Source organism: Peribacillus sp. NPDC097225, assembly GCF_044761955.1.
Lineage (GTDB): Bacteria > Bacillota > Bacilli > Bacillales > DSM-1321 > Peribacillus.
Genome location: NZ_JBIWDJ010000004.1, coordinates 434,205 through 448,041, shown reverse-complemented (window position 1 = coordinate 448,041; position 13,837 = coordinate 434,205). Strand labels below are relative to the sequence as shown.

At 41.8% G+C, this 13,837-nt stretch carries 10 protein-coding genes and 4 tRNA genes; all 14 read left to right on the top strand.

Features of this window, described 5'->3' with window-relative positions; all coding sequences use genetic code 11:
* Window positions 1-4 precede the first annotated feature (4 nt).
* The 14 genes from ACIQXH_RS14885 (at window position 5) to ACIQXH_RS14820 (ending at window position 13,744) form a co-directional block, all read left to right on the top strand.
* Window positions 5-1,975 (top strand): DHH family phosphoesterase, encoded by a 1,971-nt coding sequence (locus ACIQXH_RS14885; protein ID WP_403124256.1) that lies wholly within the window; start codon window positions 5-7, stop codon window positions 1,973-1,975.
* Window positions 1,972-2,421: a 50S ribosomal protein L9 gene (gene rplI, locus ACIQXH_RS14880; RefSeq protein WP_402869967.1), complete on the top strand. Its 450-nt coding sequence runs from the start codon at window positions 1,972-1,974 to the stop codon at window positions 2,419-2,421. The genes ACIQXH_RS14885 and rplI overlap by 4 nt, the downstream gene beginning before the upstream one ends.
* A 156-nt stretch (window positions 2,422-2,577) precedes the next feature.
* On the top strand, window positions 2,578-3,942 hold the full coding sequence (dnaB, locus tag ACIQXH_RS14875) for a replicative DNA helicase (RefSeq protein WP_402869969.1): 1,365 nt from the start codon (window positions 2,578-2,580) through the stop codon (window positions 3,940-3,942).
* A 335-nt stretch (window positions 3,943-4,277) separates the two neighbouring features.
* On the top strand, window positions 4,278-5,570 hold the full coding sequence (locus tag ACIQXH_RS14870; protein ID WP_402869971.1) for an adenylosuccinate synthase: 1,293 nt from the start codon (window positions 4,278-4,280) through the stop codon (window positions 5,568-5,570).
* A gap of 231 nt (window positions 5,571-5,801) precedes the next feature.
* Window positions 5,802-5,877, top strand: a tRNA-Lys gene (locus tag ACIQXH_RS14865).
* A gap of 8 nt (window positions 5,878-5,885) precedes the next feature.
* Window positions 5,886-5,957 (top strand) — tRNA-Glu (locus ACIQXH_RS14860).
* A gap of 26 nt (window positions 5,958-5,983) precedes the next feature.
* Window positions 5,984-6,059: transfer RNA gene (locus ACIQXH_RS14855), tRNA-Asp, on the top strand.
* 45 nt (window positions 6,060-6,104) lie between these two features.
* Window positions 6,105-6,177, top strand: a tRNA-Phe gene (locus ACIQXH_RS14850).
* A 421-nt stretch (window positions 6,178-6,598) separates the two neighbouring features.
* Window positions 6,599-8,020, top strand: a complete 1,422-nt coding sequence (locus tag ACIQXH_RS14845; protein WP_403124254.1) for a peptidoglycan DD-metalloendopeptidase family protein — start codon at window positions 6,599-6,601, stop codon at window positions 8,018-8,020.
* Between the two features lie 274 nt (window positions 8,021-8,294).
* Window positions 8,295-9,002: a response regulator YycF gene (gene yycF / locus ACIQXH_RS14840; protein ID WP_402869975.1), complete on the top strand. Its 708-nt coding sequence runs from the start codon at window positions 8,295-8,297 to the stop codon at window positions 9,000-9,002.
* A 5-nt stretch (window positions 9,003-9,007) separates the two neighbouring features.
* Window positions 9,008-10,840, top strand: a complete 1,833-nt coding sequence (walK, locus tag ACIQXH_RS14835) for a cell wall metabolism sensor histidine kinase WalK (protein WP_402869978.1) — start codon at window positions 9,008-9,010, stop codon at window positions 10,838-10,840.
* The gene (locus ACIQXH_RS14830; RefSeq protein WP_403124250.1) at window positions 10,837-12,162 is read left to right on the top strand and encodes a YycH family regulatory protein; all 1,326 of its coding nucleotides are present in this window, start codon (window positions 10,837-10,839) and stop codon (window positions 12,160-12,162) included. The genes walK and ACIQXH_RS14830 overlap by 4 nt, the downstream gene beginning before the upstream one ends.
* Entirely contained in the window at window positions 12,149-12,943 is a 795-nt protein-coding gene (locus ACIQXH_RS14825; protein ID WP_402869982.1) for a two-component system regulatory protein YycI, read from the top strand. The genes ACIQXH_RS14830 and ACIQXH_RS14825 overlap by 14 nt, the downstream gene beginning before the upstream one ends.
* Window positions 12,944-12,949: 6 nt before the next feature.
* Window positions 12,950-13,744, top strand: a complete 795-nt coding sequence (locus tag ACIQXH_RS14820) for an MBL fold metallo-hydrolase (RefSeq protein ID WP_402991125.1) — start codon at window positions 12,950-12,952, stop codon at window positions 13,742-13,744.
* Window positions 13,745-13,837: the final 93 nt, after the last annotated feature.

The following is a 13,837-nucleotide window of genomic DNA, read 5'->3' as shown; positions in this document are numbered from 1 at the left end:
AAATATGCCATCTTATTTAAAGGATTATTCGGTTAAGGCCCTGCTATACGGGTTGCTCGTTGCAGGATTGATATTTTTGGGCGTACTGGCTTACTATAATTGGGTTATTGCTCTAATTGGATTGTTGGTTCAAGCCGGTTTGTTTTATTTAATATTGAAAATGGAAAAAAGAAAACAAATTAAGACCGAAGAGTACATCACGACGTTATCCTACCGGTTAAAAAAGGTGGGAGAGGAAGCCTTATTGGAAATGCCGATCGGGATCATGCTCTTTAATGATGATTTTTATATTGAGTGGACCAATCCATTCCTCGCCTCATGCTTTAGTGAAGACTCACTGGCAGGAAGGTCTCTTTATGATATGGCGGATTCACTTGTCCCGCTCATTAAGCAGGAGATTGAAACAGAGACCATTACGCTTTATGACCGGAAATTCAAAGTGGTCCATAAACGCGAGGAACGCCTTCTTTACTTTTTCGATGTAACGGAGCAAGTGGAAATCGAAAAACAATATGAAGAAGAGAGAACGGCCATTGCGATTATTCTGCTGGATAATTACGATGATTTGACGCAGGGAATGGAAGACCAACGTAAAAGTAGTATAAATAGCTTGGTTACCTCGTTGCTGGATAAGTGGGCAAGGGATAATGGGGTATTTTTCAAGAGGGTTTCTTCTGAACGGTTTATTGCGGTCTTTAATGAACATATCCTGCAGCAGCTGGAAAATGATAAATTTTCAATCCTGGATGAAATCAGGGAAACGACCGCTAAACAGAATGTCCCTTTGACGCTTAGCATTGGAGTGGGATCTGCTGTTTCCTCCCTTCCAGAGCTGGGGACGCTTGCTCAATCTAGCCTCGATCTGGCCCTGGGCCGCGGTGGGGACCAAGTAGCGATTAAACAGGCAAGCGGGAAAGTGAAATTCTATGGCGGTAAAACCAACCCTATGGAAAAGCGTACGAGGGTGCGTGCACGCGTCATTTCTCATGCCTTAAAGGATATCGTCCTAGATAGCGATAAAGTCATTGTCATGGGCCATAAAAATCCCGATATGGATGCCATAGGTTCTGCTATAGGCATTTTGAAAGTGGCACAGATGAATGAACGTGAAGGGTATATAGTAATCAATACAAACGAGCTAGACAGTAGCGTCTTGCGTTTGATGGAAGAAATCAAAAATAAAGAGGATTTATATGGACGATTTATAAGCCCTGACGATGCATTCGAGATGGTCACGGACGAGACGCTACTCGTCGTCGTCGATACCCACAAGCCTACAATGGTGATAGAAGAAAGATTATTGAATCGGATTGATAAGGTGGTCGTCATTGATCACCATCGTCGTGGCGAGGAATTCATCAAAAACTCCCTGCTTGTCTATATGGAGCCCTATGCATCTTCGACAGCTGAGCTGGTGACGGAGCTACTTGAATATCAGCCAAAACGCAGTAAAATTGATATGCTGGAGTCGACGGCGCTACTTGCTGGGATCATTGTCGATACGAAAAGTTTCACTTTAAGAACCGGTTCACGTACCTTCGATGCAGCTTCTTATTTACGGGCCCATGGAGCGGACACGGTACTGGTACAGAAATTCCTAAGGGAAGATGTGGACACGTATATCAAGCGATCCAATTTAATTAAAGAAGTTGCGTTTTATAAAAAGGGTCTTGCGATTGCTTCCGCAAAATCCGAACAGACCCATAATCAGGTCCTGATCGCCCAGGCCGCTGATACGCTTCTGATGATGGATGGTGTTACCGCTTCCTTCGTTGTGGCTAAACGGTCTGAGGATACAGTTGGCATAAGTGCCCGTTCCCTAGGTGATGTCAACGTACAGGTTATCATGGAAACATTGAATGGCGGCGGTCATTTAACGAATGCCGCCACACAGATGGTCTGCTCCATTGAAGAAGCGGAGAGCCAGTTGAAAGCAGCAATTGATGAATATTTAGAAGGAGGACGAAAAGAATGAAAGTTATATTTTTAAAAGACGTTAAAGGTAAAGGGAAAAAAGGGGAAGTCAAAAACGTTGCGGATGGGTATGCCCATAACTTCCTGATCAAGCAAGGATTGGCAATCGAGGCGAATAACTCCAATGTAAAAACTTTGGAAGCTCAGAAAAACAAAGAAGATTCCCTGGCTGCCGAAGAACTTCAGCATGCAAAAGACTTGCAGGTGGAAATTGAAAAATTGACTGTCGAATTATCCGCTAAAGCCGGTGAAGGCGGACGTTTATTCGGTTCTATCACGACGAAGCAAATAGCTTCAGAACTTCAGAAAAAGCATGGTATTAAAATCGATAAACGTAAAATGGAGCTTGCCGAAGGAATTCGCTCATTGGGGCATACGAAGGTTCCTGTGAAGCTACATCCAGAGGTTACAGCGACTTTAACTGTGCAAGTGAAAGAAATTAACTAATTTTAGTGGTTTCATATCTGAAAAAAATTGATAGAATAGAGAGAGACGAAAAAAATGTGATTGGGCTATGTTGTCCTGTCACTTTTTTTCTTTTTCAACTAAATCTACGAATTAATTAATGAAAATATATCCTCTTAGATTGGGAGGTTTTAAGATATGATAGAGCAATTTCAGGATAGAATTCCCCCTCAAAATATAGAAGCGGAACAAGCGGTGCTAGGGGCCATCTTCTTGGAGCCATCTTCGCTGACCGTTACTTCGGAATTGTTGATTCCAGAGGATTTTTATAGAAGTTCGCATCAAAAAATCTTTAACGTCATGATCAAGTTGAATGACGAAGGTAAAGCCGTTGACTTGATTACGGTAACGGAAGAACTTTCCGCCACGAAGAATCTTGAAGAAGTGGGCGGAGTGTCTTATTTAAGCGAACTGGCTGGATCGGTCCCTACTGCAGCCAATATCGAATATTATGCCCGAATCGTGGAAGAAAAGTCATTGCTCCGTCGTTTGATCAGGACAGCAACGAACATCGCCCAGGAAGGCTATAGCCGTGAGGATGAAGTCGAGGAGCTGCTAGGGGAAGCGGAAAAGACGATCATGGAAGTGGCACAGCGTAAAAACGCCGGTTCATTTCAAAATATTAAGGACGTTTTGGTTCGAACCTATGATAACATCGAGATCCTGACCAACCGCAAAGGTGATGTAACTGGAATCCCGACGGGTTTTGCTGAACTGGACAGAATGACGGCGGGATTCCAACGGAATGACCTCATCATTGTTGGAGCCCGTCCTTCTGTTGGTAAAACGGCTTTCGCTTTGAACATTGCCCAAAATGTCGCAACCAAAACGGATGAAAACGTCGCGATTTTCAGTCTGGAGATGGGTTCCGAACAGCTCGTCATGCGTATGCTTTGTGCCGAAGGAAATATCAATGCTCAAAACTTAAGGACTGGTGCCTTAACAGATGAAGACTGGCGCAAGCTGACAATGGCAATGGGAAGTTTGTCGAATGCCGGTATCTATATAGATGACACCCCAGGAGTCCGTATTGGCGAAATCCGCTCTAAAAGCCGTCGTTTGAAGCAGGAACATGGTCTTGGGATGATATTGATCGACTACCTACAATTGATTCAAGGAGATGGTCGTTCAGGCGATAACCGACAGCAGGAAGTATCGGAAATTTCCCGTTCACTGAAGGCCCTGGCCCGTGAACTTCAAGTGCCTGTCATTGCCCTTTCCCAATTATCCCGTGGAGTGGAACAACGGCAGGATAAACGTCCGATGATGTCGGATATTAGGGAATCAGGAAGTATAGAGCAGGATGCCGACATCGTAGCATTCCTGTACCGTGATGATTATTATGATAAAGAGTCCGAGAATAAAAATATCATTGAGATTATCATTGCAAAACAAAGGAATGGCCCAGTTGGCACGGTTTCACTGGCATTCGTCAAAGAATACAATAAATTCGTGAACCTCGAACGGCGATTCGATGATGATTCGATGTCTCCAGGAGCTTAATTGACTTTCTATATTTGGAACAAAGCCCACTATCTCTGGTGGGCTTTTTTTTTACAATAAGGTGAAAGTTTAAAGGAGTTTGGGCAAAGAATAAGGAGAACCGCCAGGGGAGAAAGTGAATCCTTGCTAAAGTTGCACGGATTCCTTATTTGGGGATGAAAAAGTGTATAAGTAAAGTATGAAAGTCACTTAATAACGAACAAATTTATTATTAATTTATGTAATGTTCGTATTTTATGTTGACTTCCCTTTGGGATTATTGATAAAATAGGTTTGTTTGATAAGAACCGGTTAAGAATCGGTATTACGTGAACCTTTGGAGGTGCTTTTTTCAGATGTCATCAGTTGTAGTAGTTGGTACACAATGGGGAGACGAAGGTAAAGGTAAGATAACGGACTTTTTATCCCAGAATGCAGAAGCCATAGCTCGTTACCAAGGTGGTAATAATGCAGGACATACGATTAAATTTAACGGAGTAACATATAAACTGCATTTAATTCCTTCTGGAATTTTTTATAGTGATAAGATTTGTGTCATCGGGAACGGAATGGTAGTCGATCCGAAAGCGCTTGTAGAAGAGCTTGCTTATTTACATAGTCATGGTGTAAGCACGGATAATCTTCGCATCTCGAACCGTGCTCATGTCATCCTTCCTTACCATATTAAATTGGATGAAGTGGAAGAAGATCGCAAGGGTGCAAATAAAATTGGAACGACGAAAAAAGGAATCGGCCCTGCTTACATGGATAAAGCCGCTCGTAATGGTATCCGTATGGCAGATCTTTTGGACCGTGAAATTTTCGAGGAAAAACTGAATCAAAATCTTGTGGAGAAAAACCGCATGTTTGAACGTTTTTACGAAACGGAAGGTTTTAAAATCGAGGATATTCTTGAAGAATATTATGAGTACGGACAACAAGTGCAAAAGTATGTTTGTGATACTTCCGTTGTATTGAATGATGCACTTGATGAAGGGAAACGCGTCTTGTTTGAAGGGGCTCAAGGAGTCATGCTTGATATCGATCAAGGAACATATCCTTTCGTTACTTCCTCGAATCCAGTCGCAGGTGGAGTAACAATTGGTTCAGGTGTTGGACCAACGAAAATCAACCATGTTGTCGGTGTGTGTAAAGCTTATACAAGCCGTGTTGGCGATGGTCCTTTCCCGACAGAACTACAAGACGAAATTGGCAATCAAATCCGTGAAGTTGGACGTGAGTACGGAACAACTACGGGTAGACCACGTCGTGTCGGTTGGTTTGATGCCGTAGTCGTTCGCCATGCCCGTCGTGTAAGTGGAATCACTGATTTATCGTTAAATTCCATTGACGTGCTTTCAGGACTTGAAACGGTGAAAATTTGTGTAGCTTATGATTATAAAGGTGAAATCATTCATGAAGTGCCGGCTACTTTGAAAGCAATCGGAGAATGTAAGCCCGTTTATGAAGAGCTACCAGGTTGGTCAGAAGACATCACAGGATGCAAATCATTGGATGAATTACCTGCTAACGCCCGTCACTATGTGGAGCGCGTATCTCAATTAGTAGGCATTCCGTTGACTACATTCTCCGTCGGTCCTGACCGCAATCAAACAAACATCGTAAGAAGCCCTTGGCGTTTAGCATAAGAGGTATAAAGAAGTCGACTAAGTGCGGCTTCTTTTTTTACTTAGTTGGTAAAAAAAGACCTGTTTAATTGGAGTAGAGTCATGGTAGATATATAAAAAAATATATTAATTTAAATTTATTTTAAAATACTATTGCACAAACCATAAATACTATGATAATATAAAAAGCGTCGTCACAGTAGAACAACGTTAAGCGACATTGCAAGACATACGGATTACATTCATTAGTACGAGCCATTAGCTCAGTTGGTAGAGCATCTGACTTTTAATCAGAGGGTCGAAGGTTCGAATCCTTCATGGCTCACCATTTTTTTCGGCCCATTGGTCAAGCGGTTAAGACACCGCCCTTTCACGGCGGTAACACGGGTTCGAATCCCGTATGGGTCACTTTTCTTCTTAATTATATGTTTGATGGTCCCGTGGTGTAGCGGTTAACATGCCTGCCTGTCACGCAGGAGATCGCGGGTTCGATTCCCGTCGGGACCGCCATTTTATTTTTTACATGATTCTTTCATAATGAAAAATGGAATATTTGGCTCAGTAGCTCAGTCGGTAGAGCAAAGGACTGAAAATCCTTGTGTCGGCGGTTCGATTCCGTCCTGAGCCATTCTTTTGTAAAGTGCCCTAGGGCGCTTTTTTTGTTTGCTTTAAAAGTAAACTGTCTTAGCCCTTTAAAGGAAATCTCTTTGATGGCACTTCTGTTAAGTGTTTGTTATCAGATTGTAACAATGTTAATGCCACCCTTAGTAACCATCGACTCGTCACCCCAACCAGGACCTACTTTCCTCGTGGAAACCATACCTTCGCTGCTCTTTTGCAAAAAGAGCGATTTGGCACTTGTTGTCACTATTTATACATTTATATTACAATACGAAGTCTATTTCTTGATTTTTTTTTCATTATGGTAAAGTTATGAGTGAAAAAAAAGAAATTAATCATGTGTATATGAATTTTGAAAACAAGGTAATTTATCTTAATTTTTTGATTAGTTTCTTAAGGGGCCCACGGGCCGTTAAGGGGGACAATAAATGTTCAGCTCAAAAGGCAAAGGAAGTTTCCTGTTGATGGTTTCCATCATCTTATTGCTTGCAGGGAATCGTGCTACGGCTGCGGAAATTCAAAAAATCTCCTCCATTCAGCATGTATATGTTGATGACGAGTTCATTGGCAGCGTGAGTGATGAATCCGAAATAGAAAAAATGGTACTAGCTAAAATAGTCGAAGCAGAGGCGGATTATCCCGAATACACATTCGATAAGGAAGCACAGATGACATATGTGCAAGAGAATGTATTTAATGCAGAAATAGATGATGAAGAAACCTTAAAGGTACTCGAGGAAGAGTTTGCTGTAAAAGCGGAGGCTTATGAAATCACCATTGATAATCAAGTAGTTGCTTACGTTCCCTCCAAGGAGGATGCACAGGAGGTTTTAAAAGAGATTCACCTATTATATATAGATGAGGGTGAATTGGCCGAATATGAAGAGAGTCAGGAAGCTGGAGTTTTAAATCAGCCCATGGCTCTAAACGAGCAAGGAAGCAGGATACTGTCCATTGAATACTCAAAGCCGATCTCCTGGAAGGAAACGATTATGGAACCGGATAAGCTCATGACTGTGAAGGATGCCATTTCCTTGATAGAAAAAGGAAAGAAGGAAAAAGTCATCTATGAGGCAACTGGAGATGAAGAACTTGAGGCAATTGCCGATCAGTATGATATGTCCCTAGGACAGCTTTTACAGCTTAATTCAGAACTAGAAGAGGGCAAGAGGCTTCATAAAGGGCAAAAGGTCCGTGTGACGGAGGTAGCTCCTTTTGTGAATGTGCTGGTAGAAAGAGAAGTATTGAAAGAAACTGAAATTCCTTTCGAGAGAAAAGTAATAAAGGATAAGAACCTATTGAAGGAAGAATCTGTCGTTGAGCAAGAAGGACAGGAAGGCGTTCAGGCATTCACGTATAAACTCACTGAAACAAACGGTGAGCTCTTAAGTGAAACGATCGTGAAAAAGGAAATTACCGCGGCAACACAAAATGAGATAACTAGAAAAGGCACGAAAATCATTCCTTCAGAAGGGAGCGGAACCTTTGCATGGCCTGCTGATGGGGGCTATATTTCAAGCAAACAAGGACATCGTTGGGGCAAGCTTCATAAGGGAATAGATATTGCTAGGCCAACCACCAGAACTATTACGGCGGCTGATCATGGCACTGTTGAGTTTGCCGGTAACGCCGGGGGTTATGGTAATAAGGTGACCATCAACCATAACAATGGGTACAAGACGGATTATGCTCACTTAGAATCAATAGACATCGAAGCAGGACAGAAGATTGAAAAAGGAATGCCTATTGGTAGAATGGGCTCGACAGGCAACTCCACTGGCGTTCACCTTCATTTTGAAATCTATAAAAATGGTGTTCTCGCAAACCCGTTAGATTATATAAGCCAATAGAAGTCTTCGAGACATTTTTCGAAGACTTCTTCTGCTATCTTCATAGATGAGAATAATAGGTAAAAGATGATTTAATGCCTGTAAAATGATAAAGTAGAAGAGGTACAATGTGCTCGATTTAGGTGTTTTGACCGTTTTTTAGGGAATATATAGTGTGAGGATTTGCATTACTAGTACGAAGGTCAGTATGAACATCAGGACAATACGAATAAACGTCCCGGATAAGGACATGTTTTTTATAGAGTAAAGTTATGCTTTAAAAGGAGATAGGTAGATGGATAAGAAAATTCTAGTAGTGGACGATGAAAAGCCGATTGCAGATATTTTACAATTCAATTTAAAAAAGGAAGGGTACGATGTTTCCTGTGCATATGATGGCAATGAAGCTCTAAAAATGGTGGAAGAGCTTCAACCTGATTTGATTTTACTTGATATCATGCTTCCACAGCGTGATGGGATGGAAGTTTGCAGAGAAGTAAGAAAGAAATATGAAACGCCAATCATCATGTTAACAGCAAAAGATTCGGAAATCGATAAAGTCTTAGGATTAGAGCTTGGTGCGGACGATTATGTGACGAAGCCGTTTAGTACCCGGGAAATAATTGCTCGGGTAAAGGCAAACTTAAGACGTCAACAAGCCGTTCCGGTGCCAGATCAAGAAAATGAGCCAAAAGAAATTACAATAGGCAATCTTACCATCCATCCTGATGCATATGTCGTGTCTAAGCGTGGAGAGACGATTGAGTTAACGCACCGAGAATTCGAGCTGCTTCATTATTTAGCTAAACATATTGGCCAGGTCATGACAAGGGAGCACTTATTGCAAACTGTGTGGGGATATGATTACTTTGGCGATGTCCGAACAGTCGATGTAACCGTTAGACGCCTCCGTGAAAAGATTGAGGATAACCCAAGTCACCCAGGTTGGATCGTAACTAGACGAGGGGTCGGTTATTACCTGCGTAACCCTGAACAGGAGTAATATCTATGAAAAAGGTTGGTTTTTTTCGTTCAATTCATTTTAAATTCGTCCTGATTTATGTGTTGCTTATTTTCGTAGCCATGCAAATAATTGGGGTGTATTTTGTCGGGGAATTGGAAGAAAATCTCGTCGGGAATTTCACAAAGTCGATCAAGGGCCATGTTAACCTGCTTACCTATAGCATTGGGGAAGAAATGGAGAAATCGAGGGGGGAGGAAGACCCTACCCTCGAAGAAGCCATTAATACGGTATTGAAAGATCGCGACAACTCAACGAATGATATTTCGGAAGTGCGCGTTATCGATACCCGCAGCAGGCGGGTGATTGGGACGTCCGATCCCGGTAACCAAGAGATTGTAGGAAAGAAAACGACACTGCCGATCATCAAGAACACGTTGACTTATGGTGGCGAGGATCATGAAATATATAGAGATCCGAATACTGGCAGGCGTGTATGGGTCCTTTCAACACCCATTGAAGCGAATGGTACGGTGATAGGAGCGGTCTATGTCATTGCGGAGATGGAGAATGTCTTCGAACAAATGGATGAAATCAACGCCATTTTCATGACTGGCACGGCCATCGCTCTGGCCATAACAGCCATTTTGGGGATTCTGCTTGCGCGGACCATCACACGGCCAATGTCTGATATGAGAAAACAGGCGTTGGTGATGGCCAAAGGGAATTTCTCACGAAAGGTAAAAGTATATGGCGATGACGAAATAGGGCAGCTAGCCGTTACCTTCAATAACTTGACTAAGAAACTTCAAGAGTCGCAATCGAGTACGGAAGGGGAGAGACGGAAGCTTTCATCTGTTCTCACCAACATGACGGATGGCGTTATATCGACGGATAGGCGTGGCCGGGTGAATTTGATAAATGAACCTGCCGCACAGCTTTTGAATGTCTCACGTGAAGCCGTCATGAACCAACCAATCATCGAATTGTTGGGACTTGAGGAAGAATATAAATTCGAAGATTTACTGGAAGAAAGGGAGTCCATCATCCTTGATTACAGCAAAAAGGGTCAACCGTTTATTTTAAGAGGGAATTTTTCCGTCATCCAAAAGGAAACGGGCTTCGTTAATGGTTTGATTACAGTGCTCCATGATATTACTGAGCAGGAAAAGATAGAAGGGGAGCGAAGAGAGTTTGTCGCTAATGTATCCCATGAGTTGCGTACGCCGCTCACGACGATGAGAAGCTATCTCGAGGCATTGGCTGAAGGTGCCTGGAAAGATGAAGAGATTGCCCCTGCCTTTTTAAGTGTCACACAAAATGAAACGGAGCGGATGATCAGGCTTGTAAATGACCTGTTACAGCTTTCAAAAATGGACAGTAAAGATTACCGGCTTAAAACCGGATGGGTGAATCTGAATAAGTTCTATGACCATATTATCGATCGTTTTGAAATGACGAAAAATGACGATATTACTTTTAAAAGAGACATACCAAAGGACGCGTATTTTGTCGACATTGATGAAGACAAGATCACCCAGGTTCTTTATAATATCATCTCGAATTCCTTGAAGTATTCTCCTGAAGGAGGTCAAGTGACATTCCGTATCAGGCCAAAGGAAAACTTTATCGTAATTAGCGTAACCGATCAAGGTGTCGGTATCCCTAAAAAAGTGATCGATAAGATTTTTGACCGGTTTTACCGAGTGGATAAAGCGCGGGCAAGGAATCTTGGAGGGACTGGACTTGGGCTGGCGATTGCAAAGGAAATGGTCGTTGCCCATGGAGGCAAAATTTGGGCGGAAAGTGTGGATGGAAAAGGAACTACGGTGTTCTTTACACTTCCTTACGAACAGGAAGAAGAGGATGATTGGGCATGAATTTTGAACGTGCGAAAAGTATCATACTGATTATTTTAGTTGGGACAAGCGTTTTCTTGACATGGAGTATTTGGACGTACGAGCCTGAATATAAAAAAATCGATGAATCCGATCTGATTAAAATCAAGAGTGATGAACAAATTGTCAGTGATGTCATAAAACCCGTCAGTGTTCTTTTTCATCGCAACGGCCAGCATTTCCAGACAATCGATCCCGAAAAAATCGAAAGAATGGAGAAAGAGTTTTCACAATGGACGTTTAGTGATATAAAGCAGATGTCATTGAAGATGATTCAAAGGGACTTCGATGATTTCGTCCATGAGGATAGATCAATCGAGATCAACTTTTCCGATGATGTTCCGATGTCTTTATATAAAACGGTACTGGATGTAAAGGACGAAGATATGTCGAGCTTTACCTTTGACCGGATCGTGATCAAGCAGAAGGATATCAGCGGTGACCAATCAGCCGTTTATTTCGTTTCTTATGAACATGAACAAATCCATCAAGGAATGGTCCCTACTAAGGACCTTAGAAAGTTCAGTGAGAAGTTCTATAATAAAAGTTATCCTACCTATACAGCTCATACGTTACATGATAAAAGGACGATTTTTGTTCCGGAAAAGCCCGTAGAAGTCAACCGATATCAATATTATATAGATTATCTGGACGTTAAGAATCTGAAAGATGCCTTATTCAGTAATCCTAAATATGTTCGTCAAGAAACGGTAACCCGAGGAGAGGAATACTCCGACGGAACAAGACTGTTGTCAGTCAACAATGAAAATTATATTCTCTCGTATATAAACCCTGCCCAAAAGAGTAAAGTGTTCGGCAGTTCTAGTGAGCTGTTGGAAAAAAGCATTGATTTCATCAATGATCATGCCGGGTGGGAAGGTAGTAATTACCGATTTGATTATATGTCGGAAAATGAGCAGCGTGTGGTATTCCGTTTATTTATAGATGGTTATCCAGCTTTCAACGAATATGGAATGACTGAAATCGAGCAGATTTGGGGGAAGGAAGATATTTATAGTTATCAACGTCCCTACTTCTCATTGGCTTCCGTCTTGCCATCAGAAGGATCTGTAGTGACCTTGCCTACAGGAAATGAAGTGTTGAACCAGCTGGAAGAGAACGGGAACATCGATCTCGATAGTGTGCAAGATATTTCAATAGGTTATAAGTTAAACAAATCGTTGGACTCTAAACTCGTTACTCTCGTTACACTGGAACCAACTTGGTATTACCGTTCCGGTGAAAAGTGGTTGATTGCGCCTGTTGACGAAAATGCAGGAGGCGATAACGATGGATTGGAATAATACAAAATCCATATTCATAATGGTATTTTTCATATTGAATATATTTTTACTGTATCAGTTTCTTGAGAAAATCAATGATAACCAATATGAATTCATTGCAGAGTCTTCCTATGAGGAAGTTCTAAAAGAAGACGAGATCAAAACCATTCCGCTCTCGAAGCAAAAGGTAAAGGATCAATTCTTAATTGCAAAAAGTAAAACATTTGATAAGAAAGAACTAAAGAATCTAAACAACCAGAAAGTAAATATTATAGATGGGAATAAGCTGGTCGGTTCATTAAAAACGCCCATCAGTTTAGGCAAAGAAATTCATCCCGCGGATGTTACCATATTCCTGAAGGATCACATTTTATACGGAAGTGAATATGGGTTTTGGAGCTATGATAAGGATAATCAAACCATCATTTGCTATCAGGTTTCCGACAATAAGATGTTTTTTAACAACAGTAAAGGAAAGGTCACTTTGTATCTGAATAAGGAAGCCGAAGTGACCTCCTATGAGCAGACATATTTAGTGGGAATTGAAAAGTTCAATAAACCGAAAGAGCTGTATTCCGACCTGGATGCTGTTTATGCCTTATATAGTCATGGTGATATCGTATCAAAAGACGAAGTTACGGACGTAAAGCTTGGATTTTATAATTCGTTGCAAACCACATCGTTCTCACATCTTCTTGTACCGACATGGTGGGTAGTCGTGAACGATGAAACGGATTTATTCGTAAATGCGTTCGATGGCGAAGTGATTGAGTTAAATACAGAAGAAAAAATACTGGAGTGAGTATAGATGACTATGCATTTTAGTGTACTCGCAAGTGGGAGTACGGGAAATGCCTTGTTCGTGGAGACGGAGGACCAATCTTTCCTTGTCGATGCGGGATTGAGTGGGAAAGCCTTGGAAGGATTATTTCGGGATATCGGCCGAGATATGTCCAAGCTTTCTGGAATCCTGGTTACGCATGAACATAGCGACCACATTAAAGGTCTGGGAGTCGTCGCTAGAAAACATAAGCTCCCCATATATGCGAATACAAAGACATGGCAAGCAATGGAGCGTTCCATCGGGGAGATTTCTCCTGAACAGAAATTCGCCTTTGAAATGGAACAAGTCAAAACCTTTGGAAGCCTTGATATTGAATCGTTTGGTGTATCTCATGATGCTGCCGAGCCGATGTTTTATGTGTTCCATCAGGGAGGAAAAAAACTTGTGGTCATAACCGACACAGGTTATGTCAGCGATCGGATGAAAGGCATCATCACGAATGCTGATGCCTATGTGTTTGAGAGCAACCATGATGTGTCCATGCTTCGGATGGGTCGATATCCATGGAGCATCAAGCGCCGGATTTTAAGCGATGTTGGACATGTATGCAATGAAGATGCTGCTCTTGCCATGAGTGAAGTGGCAGGGGACAAGACGAAACGGATATACTTGGCCCATTTAAGTATGGATAATAATATGAAAGACCTTGCAAGAATGTCAGTGGAGCAAACCTTAAAAACGAAAGGGATTATTGTTGGCGAGCAGTTTTCGCTCTACGATACGGATCCCAAAAGACCAACAGAGCTTGTTACACTATAATGAGTAAAGGAATGAGTGGGGAAACCTGCTTCATTCCTTTTTTATTTTTAATGGGTTAGTTAGTAAGGGGATTAAAAAGGGTATTGGTTGGTT

Excerpts from the sequence above, each read along its gene's own strand:
- ACIQXH_RS14885 (WP_403124256.1), top strand. The coding sequence starts at position 5 with ATGCCATCTTATTTAAAGGATTATTCGGTTAAGGCCCTGCTATACGGG.
- rplI (WP_402869967.1), top strand. The coding sequence starts at position 1,972 with ATGAAAGTTATATTTTTAAAAGACGTTAAAGGTAAAGGGAAAAAAGGG.
- dnaB (WP_402869969.1), top strand. The coding sequence starts at position 2,578 with ATGATAGAGCAATTTCAGGATAGAATTCCCCCTCAAAATATAGAAGCG.
- ACIQXH_RS14870 (WP_402869971.1), top strand. The coding sequence starts at position 4,278 with ATGTCATCAGTTGTAGTAGTTGGTACACAATGGGGAGACGAAGGTAAA.
- ACIQXH_RS14845 (WP_403124254.1), top strand. The coding sequence starts at position 6,599 with ATGTTCAGCTCAAAAGGCAAAGGAAGTTTCCTGTTGATGGTTTCCATC.
- yycF (WP_402869975.1), top strand. The coding sequence starts at position 8,295 with ATGGATAAGAAAATTCTAGTAGTGGACGATGAAAAGCCGATTGCAGAT.
- walK (WP_402869978.1), top strand. The coding sequence starts at position 9,008 with ATGAAAAAGGTTGGTTTTTTTCGTTCAATTCATTTTAAATTCGTCCTG.
- ACIQXH_RS14830 (WP_403124250.1), top strand. The coding sequence starts at position 10,837 with ATGAATTTTGAACGTGCGAAAAGTATCATACTGATTATTTTAGTTGGG.
- ACIQXH_RS14825 (WP_402869982.1), top strand. The coding sequence starts at position 12,149 with ATGGATTGGAATAATACAAAATCCATATTCATAATGGTATTTTTCATA.
- ACIQXH_RS14820 (WP_402991125.1), top strand. The coding sequence starts at position 12,950 with ATGACTATGCATTTTAGTGTACTCGCAAGTGGGAGTACGGGAAATGCC.